Origin of the sequence: Streptomyces sp. NPDC053048 (assembly GCF_044547045.1) — a bacterium.
In the GTDB taxonomy this organism is placed as follows: domain Bacteria; phylum Actinomycetota; class Actinomycetes; order Streptomycetales; family Streptomycetaceae; genus Streptomyces.
This window is the reverse complement of the sequence record NZ_JBITZS010000001.1, coordinates 598,646-615,455: the sequence shown is the minus strand read 5'-3', so window position 1 is coordinate 615,455 and position 16,810 is coordinate 598,646. Positions and strand designations below refer to the sequence as shown.

The following is a 16,810-nucleotide window of genomic DNA, read 5'->3' as shown; positions in this document are numbered from 1 at the left end:
TTACGCGTACTCGACGACCGTGTCGGTCAGCACCGGCGCGTCCTCGCGCTCGACGGCGGTGGCGGTCAGCTGGATCCGGCCGGGGCCCGGGGTGTCGCGCCACATCCGCACGCGCAGGGTCTCGCCGGGGTACACGACGCCGGCGAAGCGGGTGGAGTACGCGCGCACGCGGGCGACGTCCCCGCCGAGCGCGGTGTCGACGACGGCCTTGAGGGCGATGCCGTAGGAGCACAGGCCGTGCAGGATCGGCTTGTCGAAGCCTGCGGTCCTGGCGAACGCGGGGTCGGCGTGCAGGGGGTTCCAGTCGCCGGACAGGCGGTAGAGGAGGGCCTGGTCCTCCCGGATGAGGCGGTCGGTGGTGACGTCGGGGGCGCCGACGGGAGCCTCGAGCCTTTCGGTGGCACCCCGTTCGCCGCCGAAGCCGCCCTCGCCCTTGACGAAGATCTGGCTGACGGCGGTCCACAGCGGCCCGTCGTGGTCGGCGACGTCCGCGCGGAGCACGATGACGGCGGCCTTGCCCTTGTCGTGGACGGCGGCGACTCGCGAGGTCAGGGTGGTGCCGCTGGAGCGGACGGGGATGGGGCGGTGGACGGTGATGGACTGCCCGCCGTGCAGCACGGCGGCGAGGTCCACGTCGATGCCGGGCGCGGTGAGGCCGCCGGCCAGGGCCATGCCGCCGCCGGCGACGGTCGCGAAGGAGGGCAGGACGTGGAGTCGGCTCTCCAGGGTGTAGCGCAGTTCGGCGGGGTCCGTGGCGGGGGTGCCGGCGCCGATGCCGAGGTGGTAGAGGATGACGTCCTTGTGGTCCCAGACGAGGGGAACGGTCCGCGGCTCGGCGGCGGTGGCCCTGGCGGGGTCGATGGGCATGGAGGGGGCTGCTCCTGTCTGACCGACGACTTCTGACCGGTGAATAGAACGCGTTCTACAGTCAATCGCCTCTGTATAGCGGACGACGCTCGGCGTGTGAAGACAAATGTCATGGGTGGGCGGGGACATTCGCATCTGACGTCTTGATCTCCCCATTTCATAGGCTCACGGCATGAGGAAAGCCATGACAGCCTGGAGAGCCGGGGGAGCCGGCGACGCCCCGCGGATCAAACCACCCAGCAGACGGACGTTCGCACCGTGGCCCTTCTTCATTACCGGCGACGTCGTCGATCTGTTCCAGGGCGAGCTGCCCTACCCCTGGCTCGCGGGGCTGGGAGTGGTGGCGTTCCTGGCCCTGTACTACGCCGCGGTCTTCACCGGGCTGGACGAGGAGCGCCGGCGCACCCGTGTTCCGCTCGCGTTGCTCGCGGCGCTGGCGGTCGTCACCTATGCGCTGGCCATCGGGTACGGCGGCGACTGGCTGTTGTGCTTCCCGCTGCTGTCGCTGGCCGCGGGTGTGGTGCTGCGTGCCGGGAGCCGGCTCGGGCCGACGCTGGGGGTGCTCGGCGCCACGGTGGGTGTCCTGATGGCCTCCCAGAACACCACGGAGAACATACTCGCCGTCGTCTGGGGCACGGCTCTTTCGGGGCTGGTGGCCGCCGCGGTGCTGAACCTGTTCGAGGCGAACAGGAAGCTCGGCGCGACGCGGGAGGAGCTGGCGCACGCGGCCGTCGAGCGCGAACGGCTGCGCTTCTCCCGCGACCTGCACGACCTGCTCGGCCACACCATGTCCGTCATCGTGGTCAAGGCGGAGGCGGTGCGGCGGCTGGCCCCGCGCAACCTGGAGGCGGCGCTGGGGCAGGCGGCCGACATAGAGGCGGTGGGCCGGCAGGCCCTGACGGAGATACGCGAGGCGGTGACCGGCTACCGCGAGGGCGGGCTCACGGCGGAGCTGGAGAGCGCCCGGTCCGTGCTCGGCTCCTCCGGCATCGACGTCGACATCCGCCAGTCGGGGCCACCGCTGCCGCCGCAGACGGCGGCGCTGCTGGGGTGGGTGGTGCGCGAGGGCGTCACCAACGTCGTACGGCACAGCGGGGCCGGGCGGTGCGTGATCGAAGTGCGCGGGGAACCGGACCGCGTCCATCTGGAGATCGGCGACGACGGGTGCGGCATAGGCTCGGTCGACGGCACGACGGGCACCGGGGGCAACGGCCTGAAGGGCCTGGCCGAACGGCTGGCCGCCGCCGGGGGCTCGCTGCGCTCGGGCCCCGGCGAGCGGCGGGGATTCCGGCTCGTGGCGGAGCTTCCGGTGGACGAGAAGGACGAGGAGGGGCGCGTCGCGTGAGCAGCGAGCCGACGAAGGTACTGCTGGCCGAGGACCAGGGGATGATGCGGGGCGCGCTGGCGCTGCTGCTGGGGCTGGAGGAGGACCTGGAGATCGTCGCCCAGGTGGGTGACGGCGAGGAGATCCTGCCCAAGGCCCTGGAGCTGCGCCCCGACATAGCCCTCCTCGACATCGAACTCCCCGGCCGCAGCGGCCTGGACGCCGCCGCCGACCTGCGCGACCGGCTCCCCGGCTGCCGGGTGCTGATCCTCACCACGTTCGGCAGGCCGGGGTATCTGCGGCGCGCGATGGAGGCGAGCGCGTCGGGTTTCCTGGTCAAGGACGGGCCGGTGGAGGAGCTGGCGGCGGCGATCCGCCGGGTGCTGGCGGGCGAGCGCGTCATCGACCCGGCCCTGGCGGCGGCAGCTTTGAGCGCCGGCCCCAATCCGCTGACGCAGCGGGAGCGGGATGTGCTCGCCGCGGCGGTGGACGGGGCGACGGTCGCGGACATCGCGGCGAGGGTGCACCTGTCGCCGGCGACGGTGCGGAACTATCTGTCGGCGGCGATCGGCAAGACGCAGACACGCAACCGGATGGAGGCGGTCCGGGCGGCGCGGCAGAACGGGTGGTTGTAGGCAAGAGCGCCGCACCGGCCGCCGCGACTGCCCGGCGGCGGGGCCGGTGGTGACTCGCTTGTCTCCGGCGGCCCCTCCAGCGGTCGCGTTGCGCGTGCCGGTTGACCGGCGACGGCCTGGCCGCGGGCTGTTCGCGCGCGCACTGTGCGGGCATGGGGGACAACGGGTGGCATCCGACGTCACCGGACTGTGAGTGCGGGCTCCGCCGGGACGTGCACGAGACGCTCGACGGGTACGAGGAGCTCCTCGACCCGTACACGTTCACCGTGGCGACGGTGCCGCCGGACGAGCAGTGGTTCATCGCCCCGGACGGACGGGCCGTCAAGGGCGGTGGCGAGGATCTGCCGGCCGACGCTTCCTGCCGCGTCCGGCATGACCTCGTCTGTCCTCTCGGCGAGCGCCCCGACGAGCGGTGGACGTGCCTGGTCGCGCTCTGGGACCACTACGGGCGCAGGACGGGTCTGCTCTGGCACGGGCACCGGACCGAGGCCGGCTGACGACGCCCGCCCCGCCCCCGGCCCCTCCGGGCCCGTACGGCAGCATGGGCCGCCAGGGAACACAACGCACGCGCAGGACGGGGACAGGACCATGGCACCCAAGCCCGAGATACTCGCCGCTTTCGAGGCGGCGAAGGGGTTCATGCCGGTGGACGAGGGGCTCGCCCTCCATGCGGCGGCCACCGAGGTGGCCGGGCGGCTGGGGCTGCCGTTGCTGGAGGTGGGGACGTACTGCGGCCGGTCCACGATCCTGCTCGCCGACGCGGCGCGCGAGGCGGGCACGGTGGCCGTGACCGTCGACCACCACCGCGGCAGCGAGGAGCAGCAGCCGGGCTGGGAGTACCACGACCCCTCGGTCGTGGACGACACGCCCGGCGTCGGGCGGATGGACACGCTGCCCACCTTCCGCCGCACGCTGTACCGGGCGGGGCTCGAGGAGCACGTCGTCGCCGTCGTCGGGCGCTCGCCGCAGGTCGCGGCGGTGTGGGGGGCACCGCTGGGGCTGGTGTTCATCGACGGCGGGCACACCGACGAGCACGCGAGGGCCGATTACGAGGGGTGGGCGCCGCATGTGGCGCCCGGCGGGCTGCTCGTCATCCATGACGTCTTCCCCGATCCGGCCGACGGCGGCCAGGCTCCGTACCGTGTGTACCGCAGGGCTCTGGAGTCCGGGGCGTTCACCGAGGTCTCGGTGACGCGTTCGCTGCGGGTGCTGCGGCGGACGGCCTGACGGTCGTTACGACGGTCATGACTTCGTATTACGGGTCTCGGAAAATGAGCGGCAGCGCTAGGCTCGCCCGCGTGTCCTATGGCAGCCGTCCCCGTCGTCCCCTTCCCCGTACCCGTGTGACCCGGCGTCTCGCCGCCGGGGTGGCCGGGCTGTTCCTGGCCGGTGGGCTGGCGGGCTGTTCGGGCGGCGCCGAGGGCGGGGCCCGTGGCGAGGGCGGTGACGGCGGGAGTCCGTCGGCCGTCGCCTCCACGCCGGTGGCGGATCCGGCGAGCCGTGACAGCGCCCGGCCGGAGTCGGCCGGCCCGTCCCCCTCCCCGTCCCCGCGGCAGGACTCCCCCTCCCCCACGCCCTCGGCGGAGACGGACGACGCCCCCGCGGCCGACGGCCCCCTCAAGGGCAAGGTGGTCGTCGTGGACCCCGGCCACAACGCCCGCAACAGCGCTCACACCGCCGAGATCAACCGTCAGGTCGACATCGGCACCGGCCACAAGGAGTGCGACACCACCGGCACCGAGACCAACTCCGGTTACACCGAGGCGGCCTTCAGCCTCGACGTCGCGCACCGGCTCCGCACGATCCTCCAGCGGCAGGGGGCCAAGGTCGTCCTGACGCACGACGGCGACCGGGCCTACGGTCCGTGCGTCACCGAGCGGGCGGCCATCGGCAACAAGGCGCGCGGCGATGCCGCCGTGTCCATCCACGCGGACGGGGCGGGCCCCGGGCAGCGCGGCTTCCATGTGATCCTGCCCGCGTCGGTGCGCGGCGGCGCGGCGGACACCTCGGCCATCGTCGGGCCGTCGAAGGAGTTGGGCGAGCGCATCGCGGGGAACTTCGTCAAGTCGACCGGAACCGGGCCCTCCAATTACATCGGCCAGGGCACAGGCCTCGACACGCGCGGTGATCTGGGCGGGCTCAATCTCTCGACGATTCCCAAGGTTTTCATCGAATGCGGCAATATGCGCGATCCGCAGGACGTGCGGCAGCTGACCGACGAGGACTGGCGGCAAAAGGCGGCGCAGGGCATCGCGAACGGCATTACGGACTTCCTGCGCGGGTAAGTACCACCAGGCCACGGCCGTGTCACGAGGGTGATACGAAGAGGACGCCCAGGCCGCCCAGGCGATAGGTTCACCGTACGATGGGTGGCCGCCACCCCCGCGCCCGCGCGCCCCGGCATCTCGCGTCCGGCGACAGCGACGATTTACTGACAGCACTGACAAAGGATTTTAGGTGAACATCCGCTCCCTCACTCGAGGCGACGGCGGGGTGATCGGAGCAGCGGTGTTGCTGTTCATCGCCTCGTTCCTCAGCTTCCGCTCGTACGACTGCGGGCAGAGTTCGATCGGCTGCCCCAAGGAGCCGATCGGCTGGAAGCCTGAACTCTTCCCCGTACTGCCGTCGATCTTCCTCGCCGGGATCATCGCCGCCGTGCTCATCGTCGCCTCCCGCTTCCAGCCCGAGGGGCGCAAGGTTCTCGGTCTGACCCTGGACCAGTGGGGCACCGTGCTCGCCGCGTCCGCCGCGTGGTCCTCGCTGTGGACGATCTTCGGTGGTCCGGACGTGGACGCGGTCTCGCCGGGCGTCGGCCAGATCCTGGCGCTCATCGCCAACCTGGCGCTGGCCGCGGTCGCCCTGCTCACCCCGCGCGTGCCCGCCCTCAAGGCGCCGCTGATGGCCGCCCCGCAGGCCGGCGCCCCGTCGCCGTACGGCGTCGGCGCCCCGCAGCAGGGCTACGGCTACCCGAACGCGGGCGGCGTGCAGCCCGGCGCCCCGTCCCCGTACGGTGCGCAGGTCCAGCAGCCCTACGGCGCCCAGCCGGGCCAGCCCGGCCCGGCGCAGGCCCAGCCGCAGGCGGACAGCGGCGCCGCCGCGCCCGCTCCGCAGCCGGCCGCCTCGGGCCAGCCGGCCCCGGCCGCCGGCGGCGAGTTCGCCCCGTTCTGGTTCGCCGTGCCGGTGAACCGCCCGCTGTACGGGGAGGACGGCTCCGCGGCCCCGATCGCCGAGCTCGCGCCCGGCACCTGGTACCTCGCGGTGGACCAGCGCGGCACGGCCCTGGTCGCGCAGACGCAGGACGGCCGTCGCGGCGTCCTGCAGGACACCTCGGGCATTCAGCGCGGCTGATCAGCGGCCTCGCTCCCGTACGGCGGCCCGCCGGGTTCTTCCCGGCGGGCCGCCGTCCTGCTGCCGCGACTCCTCATTCCGCCTTGCCCCTCACTCCGTCTTGCCGCCGTGGCGGGCACCGGCCTACAGTCCTTGCGCACCGACGTAGCTGACTTACCGTCAGATCGGAGGTCCGCCCGTGCGGCTCGGTCTCGCCCTCGGCTACTGGGGCCGCCGCCCCGACCCCCGGCACCTGACGCTCGCCCGGCACGCCGAGCGGCTCGGCTACCACTCCGTGTGGACCGCCGAGTCCTGGGGCTCCGACGCCTTCACCCCGCTGACCTGGATCGCCGCCCACACCCGCCGCATCCGGCTCGGCACGGCCGTCGCGCAGATGGCGGCCCGCTCCCCCACCGCGACGGCCATGCACGCCCTCACCCTCGACCACCTCTCCGGCGGCCGCGTGCTGCTCGGCCTCGGCCTGTCGGGACCGCAGGTCGTCGAGGGCTGGTACGGGCGCCCGTTCCCGCGGAGCCCGCTGACCGCGACCCGGGAGTACGTGGACGTCGTCCGGCAGGTGCTGCGCCGCGAGGCGCCGGTCGCCCTCGACGGGCGCTTCCACCCGCTGCCCCGCACCGGCCCCGGCACGACCGGGCTCGGCAAGCCGCTGAGGTCCATCACCCATCCCCTGCGGCCCGGACTGCCCGTGCTGCTGGGCGCCGAGGGGCCGCGCAACGTCGCCCAGACCGCGCGCATCGCCGACGGCTGGCTGCCGCTGTACTGGTCGCCGGAGCGCACGGACCTGCACACCGAGGCCCTCGCCGCCGCGCCCGAGGGCTTCATGGTGGCCCCCCTGGTCCGGGCACGGCTGTGCGTGGACGTCGCCGAGGGGCTGCGCCCGGTGAAGACGATGCTCGCCCTCTACGTGGGCGGCATGGGCCACGCCTCCCGCAACTTCCACGCCGGCCTGATGGCGCGCATGGGCTACGGGGAGCAGGCGCGCGCGGTCCAGGAGCTGTTCCTGTCCGGGCGCCGGGAGGAGGCCGTCGCGGCCGTGCCGGACGCCTTCGCCGACGAGATCTCCCTCGTCGGCCCGCGCGAACGCATCGCCGAGCGCCTGGAGCTGTGGCGCCGGAGTCCGGTCACCGACCTGCTCGTCACCGCGCCGGACCCCGCCACGCTGCGGGTGCTCGCCGAGCTCAACGCGTGAGGACGCGCGCCCGGGGCGTCAGAAGCTGGCCCGCTCCAGCCAGTGGTCGAGCACGGCGCGGTCGCCGATCACCTCGACGCCGGGGGTGTCGGCGGGCGAGCGCCGGTACATCACGCGCAGGAGCTCGGTCATCGGCCCGCGCACCGCGACGGCCGCCTTCTCGTGGGACCGGCGCCAGGTGATGGGGGTGCCGGTGGCGTCGATGAACCACTCGGCGTTCAGCTCGGGGGCCGTGTCGGTGGCGTGCAGGTGCAGGGTGCGGCCGGGGCCGGGCAGCTCTCCGTAGACCGGCTTGTACGCGACGGCCTGCGGGGAGGTGACGATGGTCAGCCACTCGTCGAGGCAGTCCGCCGCGACGGCCGCGTCCACGGTGAAGTCGGCGCCGACGGCGGCGAAGGCGTCGGCGCGGTGCATCACCGTCTCGTGGACCATCCGGCGGGCCCAGAAGGCGGTCCTGGGCTCGCCGAACGTCCACACATGGACGTCGGGCCCGGCCTCGAGCAGGGTCTTCGAGACCATCTCGGCACCCTCGGCCAGCCAGGCGTCGAGCGCGTCCGCGTCGAAGTTCTCGGCGCCCTCCACGCCGGAGACGTCCCCCTCGGGGACGACGAACTCGGTGACGCGGTTGCGCACGAGCTCCGCGATGCCGCGGTGGGCGCTGGAGACGTGCAGCAGGAGCTGGGCAAGGGTCCACTCGGGGCAGGTGGGGACCATGGTGGAGAGGTCGGCGCCGCGGATCGCGGCGCGCAGCAGGTCGGTCTGGTTGATGATCTCCGAGCAGTAGCGTTCATGGCTGAAATTGGTCATGTCACCACTGTAGAACCCGCACCTGAACGACCGTCAGGCGCGGGTTCCCCGGCACTCGCACTCCGGCTCGAGCCCCTCGGGCAGCAGTTCACCGCCGAAGACTGCCGTCGTCGCCTCGTCGCCGCCCAGGGCCGCGACGGCCAGCAGCAGCGACCCGGCCGTCCAGGCCGTCAGCTCCTGCGGCCACACGGCGTCGTCCTCGAAGACGTAGCCCGTCCAGTACATGCCGTCCTCCGCGCGCAGGTGCTGGATCCACTGCAGGATCTCCACCGCCCGGTCGGACTCCCCCATCACCCATAGCGCGAGGGCCAGTTCGCAGCTCTCGCCGCCGGTCACCCACGGGTTGGGCACGACGCAGCGCACGCCCAGTTGGGGCACCACGAAGTCGTCCCAGCGCTCCTCGATGCGCTCCTTGGCGGCCGCGCCGGTCACGGCGCCGCCGAGGACGGGGTAGTACCAGTCCATGGAGTAGCGGCTCTTGTCGAGGAACCGCTCGGGGTGGTGCCGGATGGCGTGGCCGAGCAGGCCCGCCGCCAGCTCCCAGTCCGGCTGCGGCTCCTCGCGGTGCTCGGCGATGGCCAGGGCGCAGCGCAGGGCCTGGTGGATGGAGGAGCAGCCGGTCAGCAGGGCGTCGGTGACGTCGCGGCCGCCGTCCTCGGGGGACTCGCGCTTCCAGCCGATCCGGCCGTCGGGCTGCTGGAGCCGCAGGACGAACTCGACGGCGGCGTGGACGGTGGGCCACATGCGGTCGAGGAAGGCGTCGTCGCCGGTGGAGAGGTAGTGGTGCCAGACGCCGACGGCGACGTAGGCGACGAAGTTGGTCTCCAGGGAGCGGTCGGTGGGTTCGGCGGCGTCGCCGTCGGCGTAGGCGGCGTACCAGGAGCCGTCGGGGTTCTGGTGGTCGGCGAGCCAGCGGTAGGCGGCCTCGGCGCGGGGGTGCTCGCCGGCCGTGTCCAGGGCCATGGCGGCCTCGACGTGGTCCCAGGGGTCGAGGTGGTGGCCCCGGAACCACGGTATGGCGCCGTCGGCGCGCTGCACGGCGGCGATGCCGGCGACGGTGCGGGCCGCCTGTTCGGCGGTGAGGACGCCCTGCAGGACGAGGCGTTCGGTGCGGTGCGGCCGGCGGCCGGCCGCGCTCACGCGCGCTCCTCGGCCACCGTGGCGGCGGGCGTGTGCGGCTTGGTCGCGTACGCCACGAAGCTCTTGCCGATGACGGGGTTGAGCAGCTGCTCGGCGACCCGCGTGGCCTTGGGCTTCTTCATGATGTCCCAGACCAGCAGCTTGTGGTAGGCGCGCACGGGCAGGGCCTTGTCGTTGTCGACGCCGAAGGCGCACTTGAGCCACCAGTACGGGCTGTGCAGGCCGTGGGCGTGGTGGGTGCCGTAGGGCTCGAGCCCGGCCTCCTCCATCCTGCGCAGCAGTTCGTCGGCCTTGTAGATGCGGATGTGGCCGCCCTCGACCTCGTGGTAGGCGTCGCTGAGTGCCCAGCAGACCTTCTCGGGGCCGTAGCGGGGGACGGTGACGGCTATCCGGCCGCCGGGCTTGAGGACGCGCACCATCTCGGCGAGCACGCCCTTGTCGTCCGGGATGTGCTCCATGACCTCGGAGATGATGACGACATCGAAGCTCTCGTCGGGGAAGGGCAGGGCGAGCGCGTCGCCCTCCATGGCCTGGGCGGTGGCGCCTGCGGGGGCCTCACCGGCCTCCTTCATGGCGGCGAACCACTTGGCGACCTCCCGGATCTCCTCGCCGTTGCGGTCGAGGGCGACGACGTGGGCGCCGCGCCGGTAGCACTCGAAGGCGTGCCGGCCCGCGCCGCAGCCCAGGTCGAGGACGCGGTCGCCTGCGGCGAGCGGGAAGCGGGAGAAATCGACGGTCAGCACGTGTTCACCTTCGTGAGATTTCCAAGGGTTATGGGGTGCGGCCGGCCGGGCACCGCCGGGCCGCACCACGGTGTCCGGTCGCCGTCGCGGCGGGGAGTGCGGCCCCGGTCAGCCACCGGCGACGCGAGCGGCGGTGCCGGGCCGGCCCGGGGTCGCCGCGGCGCGCGCCATCGCCACGCGGTAGTGCGCCGCCGTCCCGATCGCCGCCTGCCGCCAGGTGAACTTGGCCAGTACGCGCTCGCGCCCCGCCGCGCCCAGGCGGCGGCGCAGGTCCGGGTCGCCGAGCAGCCGGTTGAGGGCGACGGCCAGCGCGTCCGCGTCGCCGGGGGGCACGGCCAGGCAGGTCTCGCCGTCGGGGCCGGCGACCTCGGGGATGGCCCCGCCGGTGGTGGCCACCAGCGGGGTGCCGGTGGCCATGGCCTCGGCGGCGGGCAGGGAGAAGCCCTCGTAGAGGGAGGGGACGCAGGCGACCTCGGCGGAGCGGACCAGGTCGACGAGTTCGGCGTCGGTGATGCCCTTGACGAACTCGACGGCGCTCTCCAGGCCGTGGCGGCGGATGGCGGTGGCGACCGGCCCGTTCTCGGCGCGCTTGCCGACGACGACGAGGTGGGCGCCGGGGTGCTCGGCGCGGACCTTGGCCAGCGCGTCGATCAGGTGGACCAGGCCCTTGAGCGGGACGTCGGCGCTGGAGGTGGTGACGATCCGGCCGGGGATCTCGGCGACGGCGGGGTCCGGCGAGAACAGGCCGGTGTCGGCGCCGATGTGGACGACGTGGATCCGGTTGTGCCGCACGCCGAGGTGCTCGGCGATCTCCTGGCGGGAGGAGCCGGAGACGGTGAGCACGGACGGCAGCCGCCGGGCCACCCGCTTCTGCATGGTGGTGAAGGCGTACCAGCGGCGGACGGCGGCGCGCCGCTTCCAGTCCTGGGCGGCGTCCAGCTCCAGCTGCCGGTCGACGGTGATGGGGTGGTGGATGGTGGTGACGAGCGGTGCGCCGAGGGCGGCGGGGCCGCCGAGGAGCCCGTAGCCGAGGGTCTGGTTGTCGTGGATGACGTCGAAGTCGCCGCGCCGGGCGGCCAGATGGCGGCGGGCGCGCAGCGAGAAGGTCAGCGGCTCGGGGAAGCGGCCGGCCCACATGGTGCCGACCTCGAGGGCGTCGATCCAGTCGCGGAACTCCTCGCGGCGGGGAGTGCGGAAGGGGTCGGGCTGCCGGTAGAGGTCGAGGCTGGGGAGCTCGGTGAGGGTGACGCCCTCGTCGAGGACCGGGTAGGGCTGGGCGCCGATGACCTCGACGGAGTGGCCGAGCCGGGCGAGTTCGCGGGAGAGGTGGCGGACGTAGACGCCCTGGCCGCCGCAGAAGGGGTTGCCCTTGTAGGTGAGCAGCGCGATGCGCAGCGGCCGTTCGTCGGCGCTTTCGCCGGCGCCCTTGCCCAGGAGGCTGCGGTCTCGCGTGAGCGATGCCTCCGTGGCCTCAGCGGTCACTCCGGCCTCCTTCTCGCTGGCTGTTCCGCCGGAGCGTAACGGGTCGCGCTAATCTAGAACAAGTTTCAGACTGGGTCGTCCAGAAGCTTGAATCTACCGGGATGTCAGAGGGGCGAAAGGGCCCCGCCAGGTGATTCGCGCCACGGCCCGACCCCTGCCATGCTGTGCCGTCCGGGCCGCACCGGCAGCGCCGGACGGAGAGTCACGAAACGCCATGGAACGGGACATATGACGACGGAACCCAAGTCGGCCATGACGTCTGTCGCGTCGATGGCGTCCGCCCCCGCCACCACCCCGCCCGGTCTGACGGAACGTCAGGAGGCCCGGCGCCGCCGCATCCTGCAGGCCACCGCGCGCCTGGCGAGCCGCGGCGGCTTCGACGCGGTGCAGATGCGCGAGGTCGCCGAGTCCGCCGGCGTCGCGCTCGGCACCCTCTACCGCTACTTCCCCTCCAAGGTCCACCTGCTGGTCGCCACCATGCAGGACCAGCTCGGCCGGCTGCACGAGACACTGCGCAAGCGGCCCCCGACCGAGGAGGATCCGGCCGCCCGCGTCGCCCAGACCCTGATGCGGGCCTTCCGCGCGATGCAGCGCGAGCCGAACCTGGCCGACGCCATGGTGCGGGCGCTGACCTTCGCCGACCGCTCGGTGAGCGCCGAGGTCGACCGGGTCTCGCGCCTGACCACGGCGATCGTCCTCGACGCGATGGGCCTGTCCGGCCCCGCCCGGCCGGAGCAGCTGTCGGTGGTGCGCGTCATCGAGCACACCTGGCACTCGGCGCTGATCACCTGGCTGTCGGGACGGGCGTCCATCGCCCAGGTGAAGGTGGACATCGAGACCGTCTGCCGGCTCATCTCCCCCGCGCCCCACGACCGTACGCCCCCGGCGTAGCGGGTAACCGCCCCCGAAGCGGCGGCTCCGCCGGTATGAATTTACCGACGTGCCCGAAGTGGTTCGCTACACGGAGCGGGAGAGGCAACGTGACACGCGTCCTTCTGATACACGACACCTATCTGCTGCGCACCGCCCTGGCGGCGTGGCTCGGCAGAGAGCCGGACCTCGAGGTGTCCTCGGCGTCGTGGCAGGGCGCCGTGGCCACCTCCCGGGCCCTGCGGCCGCAGGTGTACGTGGCCGACATGGACAGCCCCGCGGCAGGCGAGGGGTGCGGGCACATCAGGGAAGCGGTGGAGGGCCGATGTACCGGCGGGGACGCCGGGGACCCGCCGGGGGCGCTGCTGGCCCTGGCGACCGCCGGACGGCCGGGGCCACTGCGCCGGGCCTATGAGGTGGGGGCCTTGGGGTACTTGAGCAAAAACGCTTCTCCCGACCGTCTGGTCGAGGGCATACGACAGGTGGCGCAGGGCGAGCGCTACATCGACGAGAGCCTGGGCTTCGGCTTTCTCGAGGCGGCGGAGATCCCGCTGACCCGCCGCGAGCTGAGCGTGCTGTCACTGGCCGCCGAGGGCGCCTCCGTCGGCGAGATCGCGCGCAGCCTGCATCTGTCGAACGGGACGGTGCGCAACTACATGGCCGCCATCACCCGCAAGACCGGCGCCCGCAACCGGGTCGACGCCATCCGCATCTCCCGGTGCGCCGGCTGGGTCTGAGCCGTCCCCACCCATCAGGTCCCGGTACAGCGCCGAGCGCGCCAGCAGCTCCGCGTGCGTACCCGCCGTCGTGCTGGAGCCGTCAATCACCAGCACGCGGTCGGCGCGGCGGGCCGAGCCCGCGCGGTGGGCGACCACCACGAGGCTGCCGCCGGGGCGCGCCGCGAACGCGCGCTCCGCGCGCGCCTCCGCCGCCGGGTCCAGATGGCAGGCCGCCTCGTCGAGCACCGCCAGGGGTGCCGGCGAGAGGTACGCGCGGGCCAGCGCGATCAACTGACGCTCCCCCGCCGAGAGCTCGCCGGGCACGACCGGCGCGCCGAGGCCGCCCAGCCGCCGCACCAGCCCGGCCGCGCCGACGGCCTCGGCGGCGGCCATGACCTCCCGGTCGTCCGCCGGGTCCGCCTCGCCGTCGCGCAGGTAGCGCAGGTTCTCGCCGAGGGTGCCGGAGAAGACGTAGGCCTCCTGCGGGACGACCACCCGGCGCGCGGCCGCCCCCGCGGAGCGGGCCGGTGCGCCGCCCACCCGCACCCGGCCGTCCCACGGTTCGAGCAGGCCCGCGACGAGGGCCGTGAGCGTGGACTTGCCGGCGCCGCTGGGGCCCACGACCGCCAGCCGGCCGCCGGCGGGCAGCGTGAGGTCGAGGCCGTGCAGGAGGGGCTCGGCGTGCCGGCCGTACCCGAAGGTGACGCCGCGCAGCTCGAGGGCCGGGGCGCCGGCCGGCACCGGGGCGGCCGGGGGCGGCGGCGAATCCGGCGGCGGGGCGGCCGTCAGTCGGCGCAGGACCACCGCCAGCCGTGACCCGCTGGTGCCCAGCCCGTGGACCAGGCTCTGCAGGGCGGGCAGCAGCGACTGCGTCAGATAGGCCAGGGCTCCCACCAGCGCGCCCGGCGAGACGCCGTGGCCCAGCAGCCAGGGCGTGGCGGCGAGCAACGGTACGACGGGCAGCCGGCCGGCGACGGCCAGGGCGACGGCACGGCTGACGGACCAGCGGGCCAGGGAGTTCGCGGTGCGCAGGCCCTCGTCGACGAGGGCGCCCGTCTCCGCGCGCACCAGGTGTTCGGCGCCGCCCGCGGTGATGTCCCGCAGGCCGGCGCAGGCGGCCTCGGCCGAGCGGGCCAGGGCCTCGTCGGCGGCCAGGTACGCCTCCTGCCGGCGGGCCAGCGGGCGCAGCGTCAGCACGAACAGGCCGATGCCGAGGACGAGCGGCGGCACGACGACCGCCAGCAGGACGGGCGCGAGCAGGAAGAGCCCGGTCAGGGCGCCGACGGCGGTGAACACGAAGGAACGCGCCACCATCAGCAGGCCCGCGAAGGTGTCACGGGCGATCTCCACCTGGTGCGTCAGACGGGAGACGGCGGCACCGTCCCCGTCGTCCAGCGCGCGCGTGACGACGCGCCGGACGAGGCCGTCGCGCAGCGGCTCGACGAGGCCGGCGACGCAGCGGTACGTGCGTCCGGTGCCGTAGGCCCCGGCGGCGACGGCCACCGCGGCGGCCGCCAGCCACGCCGTTCCGTCGAGGGGGCGCCCGGCGAGGTATCCGGCGTCCAGGGCGCGGGCGAGGGCGTAGCCGGTGGTGAACGTCTGGGCCGCCTCGACGAGGGACCAGGCGGCGAGGCGGGCGAGAGCGCGGCGGTCCCACCCGCCGGCCGCTTCCCGAAGCTGAAGCAGCAGCGTCCTCATCCGCCGAACACCGCCCGGTACTCCGGCTCGCGCCACAACTCCTCGTGCGTCCCGACCGCCCGCACGCGCCCGTCGTCCAGCCACGCCACGCGGTCGGCGCGGGCCGCCGTCGCCGGGCGGTGGGCGACGATCAGGCGGGTGGGGGCGGCGACGTCCGTCAGCAGGGCGGCGGTGACCTGGCGTTCGGTGACCGAGTCGAGGCTGGACGTGGCGTCGTCCAGGACGAGCAGGCGCCGCGCGTGGGCGAAGGCGCGGGCCAGGCCCAGGCGTTGGGCCTCGCCGCCGGAGAGCGGCGCGGCCGCCAGGGGTGTGCTGTAGCCGTCGGGCAGTCGCCGTACGAAGGGGTCGGCGCAGGCGGCGCGTGCCGCGGCCACCACGGCGGACGGGGGTGGGGTGAAGGAGCCGAAGGCGATGGTGCCGGCGACGGTGCCGCCGAGCGGGGCGGGGCGGGCGAAGGCGTGGCCGACGGCGCGGCGCAGCTCGTCGTGGGTGAGGTCGCGCAGCGGGACGCCGTCGAGGGTGATCTCACCGGAGTCGGGATCGGCCAGGCGTCCGGCGAGTTCGGCCAGGACGGACTTGCCGGTGCCGGAGCGTCCGACGAGGGCCAGGGTGGTGCCGCCGGGGACGACGAGGTCGGCGCCGCGCAGCACGGTCCGTCCGCCGCGCCCGGCGCTCACGCCGCGCATCCGCAGCGTGCCGTCGCCGCCGGGCGGCAGGCGGCGCGTGCCGTACGGGACGGGCGGCAGGGCCCGTACGCCGGCCAGGCGCGCGGCGGCGGTGCGGCTGTGCACCAGGGCGTTGAGGTGTCCGACGAGCATGCCGACGCCGGTGGCGAGGACGGCGTAGCGGGAGGCGGCCAGCAGGTCGCCGACGCTCAGCCGGCCCCGGGACAGCTGGAGTCCGGCGACGGCCAGCACGGCGATCTGCAGCAGCGGCACCAGCGTGGCGGCCTGGGCGGTGGAGCGTCCCTGCACGCGCCACATGCGGTGTCCGTGGCGGGAGAGGTCCGCCAGCGGCTCGAGGACGCGGTCGCGCTCGCGGGCGGCGGTGCCGGCGGCGGCAATCGTGCGGGCGCCGCGCAGTGCTTCGAGCAGGCGGGCGGCGATGTCGCCCTGGAGGCGCTGGTAGGCGGTGAGCGTGTCGGTGGAGGCGCGGGCGAAGGCGCGCAGCAGCAGGGCGAGCAGGGGCGCCCCGGCGAGGAAGGCGACGGCGAGCCAGGGGTTGATGACGCCCAGCGCGACGATGCCGCCGACGGGGCCGGCGAGGGCGGCTACGGTGCCGGCGAGGGAGGCGGGGGCGGTCGCGGCGTGGGCGGTGTTGCCGACGAGGCGGGTGACGAGGTCGCCGGCGGGGAACCGGGCGGTGGCCCGGGGGCCGGCCGCCAGGATCTCGCCGAGGGCGCGGTGGCGCAGCCAGGCGGTGGCGCGGGCCGTGGTGGTGGCGGTGAGGAGTCCGTCGAGGGCGTCCAGCACGGCGGGGACGCAGATCAGGGCGGTGCTCAGCAGCACCCACCGGCCGGCGTCGGCGTGGCGGGCGAGCAGCAGGTCGAGGGTGTGCCCGAGGACGGCGGGCAGCAGCAGGGCGGCGCCGGTGCTCGCTGTGGTGACGACGGCGAGGGCGAGGGTGCGGCCCGCGCCGTGCCGGAGCGCGGCGGCGAGGATGCGGTCGCCGCCCCGCGCGCCCGCCGGGTGGTGCGGGGCCGTGACAGCCATGCGCGGGACACCTTCCTCTGGGCGGGCGGGCTGTGGTGGAACGGGCTGCGACCGGGCAAGGCCGGACGTGCCGGTGGGCCCTCCGCCGGGGAGGGCCCACCGGGAGCGGTCACCCGCGGACGGCGGTCAGCCGGTCACAGGCACAGCGCGACGCTGGCGGTGCTCCAGCACAGCAGCAGGCTGACGTTGCTGCCGCCGCCTCCGCCGTGGGACAGCTCGTCGGACTCCATGCTCTGCAGGTCGAGAAGCGCCATGGTTCTTCCTTTCGTGGGGACG

16 protein-coding genes and 1 pseudogene are annotated in these 16,810 nt (G+C 74.3%); 9 read left to right on the top strand and 8 right to left on the bottom strand.

What is annotated here, in order from left to right; genetic code table 11:
* Complete coding sequence (locus ACIG36_RS03085) at positions 1–867, bottom strand: MaoC/PaaZ C-terminal domain-containing protein (protein ID WP_399920928.1); 867 nt, start codon at positions 865–867, stop codon at positions 1–3.
* A 184-nt stretch (positions 868–1,051) separates the two neighbouring features.
* Here ACIG36_RS03085 and ACIG36_RS03080 point away from each other — a divergent pair, with 184 nt between their 5' ends.
* From ACIG36_RS03080 to ACIG36_RS03050, 7 genes are all read left to right on the top strand, one after another.
* Positions 1,052–2,212: a sensor histidine kinase gene (locus ACIG36_RS03080; RefSeq protein WP_399920925.1), complete on the top strand. Its 1,161-nt coding sequence runs from the start codon at positions 1,052–1,054 to the stop codon at positions 2,210–2,212.
* A complete protein-coding gene (locus ACIG36_RS03075; protein ID WP_399920922.1) occupies positions 2,209–2,826 on the top strand; it encodes a DNA-binding response regulator in 618 nt (205 codons plus the stop codon). The genes ACIG36_RS03080 and ACIG36_RS03075 overlap by 4 nt, the downstream gene beginning before the upstream one ends.
* A 152-nt stretch (positions 2,827–2,978) precedes the next feature.
* Positions 2,979–3,323, top strand: a complete 345-nt coding sequence (locus ACIG36_RS03070) for a DUF6083 domain-containing protein (protein WP_399920919.1) — start codon at positions 2,979–2,981, stop codon at positions 3,321–3,323.
* Between the two features lie 91 nt (positions 3,324–3,414).
* Positions 3,415–4,053 carry a class I SAM-dependent methyltransferase gene (locus tag ACIG36_RS03065; RefSeq protein ID WP_399920916.1) on the top strand — a complete coding sequence of 213 codons (639 nt, stop codon included), beginning with the start codon at positions 3,415–3,417 and terminating at the stop codon, positions 4,051–4,053.
* 44 nt (positions 4,054–4,097) lie between these two features.
* Positions 4,098–5,111 (top strand): N-acetylmuramoyl-L-alanine amidase, encoded by a 1,014-nt coding sequence (locus ACIG36_RS03060; RefSeq protein WP_399920913.1) that lies wholly within the window; start codon positions 4,098–4,100, stop codon positions 5,109–5,111.
* Between the two features lie 172 nt (positions 5,112–5,283).
* Positions 5,284–6,174, top strand: a complete 891-nt coding sequence (locus ACIG36_RS03055) for a hypothetical protein (protein WP_399920910.1) — start codon at positions 5,284–5,286, stop codon at positions 6,172–6,174.
* Positions 6,175–6,352: 178 nt separating this feature from the next.
* Positions 6,353–7,363, top strand: a complete 1,011-nt coding sequence (locus ACIG36_RS03050) for an LLM class F420-dependent oxidoreductase (RefSeq protein ID WP_399920907.1) — start codon at positions 6,353–6,355, stop codon at positions 7,361–7,363.
* An 18-nt stretch (positions 7,364–7,381) separates the two neighbouring features.
* On the opposite strand, the gene ACIG36_RS03045 is transcribed toward ACIG36_RS03050, so the two are convergent.
* From ACIG36_RS03045 to ACIG36_RS03030, 4 genes are all read right to left on the bottom strand, one after another.
* Positions 7,382–8,170, bottom strand: coding sequence for a maleylpyruvate isomerase family mycothiol-dependent enzyme (locus ACIG36_RS03045; protein ID WP_399920904.1), 789 nt, complete (start codon positions 8,168–8,170; stop codon positions 7,382–7,384).
* A gap of 33 nt (positions 8,171–8,203) precedes the next feature.
* Positions 8,204–9,310: a prenyltransferase/squalene oxidase repeat-containing protein gene (locus tag ACIG36_RS03040; RefSeq protein WP_399920901.1), complete on the bottom strand. Its 1,107-nt coding sequence runs from the start codon at positions 9,308–9,310 to the stop codon at positions 8,204–8,206.
* Positions 9,307–10,053, bottom strand: a complete 747-nt coding sequence (locus ACIG36_RS03035; protein ID WP_399920898.1) for a methyltransferase domain-containing protein — start codon at positions 10,051–10,053, stop codon at positions 9,307–9,309. The genes ACIG36_RS03040 and ACIG36_RS03035 overlap by 4 nt, the downstream gene beginning before the upstream one ends.
* Before the next feature lie 108 nt (positions 10,054–10,161).
* A complete protein-coding gene (locus ACIG36_RS03030) occupies positions 10,162–11,535 on the bottom strand; it encodes a glycosyltransferase family 4 protein (protein ID WP_399920895.1) in 1,374 nt (457 codons plus the stop codon).
* A gap of 252 nt (positions 11,536–11,787) precedes the next feature.
* Here ACIG36_RS03030 and ACIG36_RS03025 point away from each other — a divergent pair, with 252 nt between their 5' ends.
* Complete coding sequence (locus tag ACIG36_RS03025) at positions 11,788–12,426, top strand: TetR family transcriptional regulator (RefSeq protein WP_399922163.1); 639 nt, start codon at positions 11,788–11,790, stop codon at positions 12,424–12,426.
* 35 nt (positions 12,427–12,461) lie between these two features.
* Positions 12,462–13,058 (top strand): annotated as a pseudogene (locus ACIG36_RS03020) (LuxR C-terminal-related transcriptional regulator); the annotation flags it as partial.
* Here the strand turns inward: ACIG36_RS03020 and ACIG36_RS03015 are convergent.
* From ACIG36_RS03015 to ACIG36_RS03005, 3 genes are all read right to left on the bottom strand, one after another.
* A complete protein-coding gene (locus tag ACIG36_RS03015) occupies positions 12,984–14,822 on the bottom strand; it encodes an ATP-binding cassette domain-containing protein (protein ID WP_399920893.1) in 1,839 nt (612 codons plus the stop codon). The pseudogene ACIG36_RS03020 and the gene ACIG36_RS03015 sit on opposite strands and share 75 nt — an antisense overlap.
* The gene (locus tag ACIG36_RS03010; RefSeq protein ID WP_399920890.1) at positions 14,819–16,534 is read right to left on the bottom strand and encodes an ABC transporter ATP-binding protein; all 1,716 of its coding nucleotides are present in this window, start codon (positions 16,532–16,534) and stop codon (positions 14,819–14,821) included. Before ACIG36_RS03010 ends, ACIG36_RS03015 begins: the two co-directional genes overlap by 4 nt.
* Before the next feature lie 134 nt (positions 16,535–16,668).
* Positions 16,669–16,788 (bottom strand): SapB/AmfS family lanthipeptide, encoded by a 120-nt coding sequence (locus tag ACIG36_RS03005; protein WP_399920887.1) that lies wholly within the window; start codon positions 16,786–16,788, stop codon positions 16,669–16,671.
* Positions 16,789–16,810 lie beyond the last annotated feature (22 nt).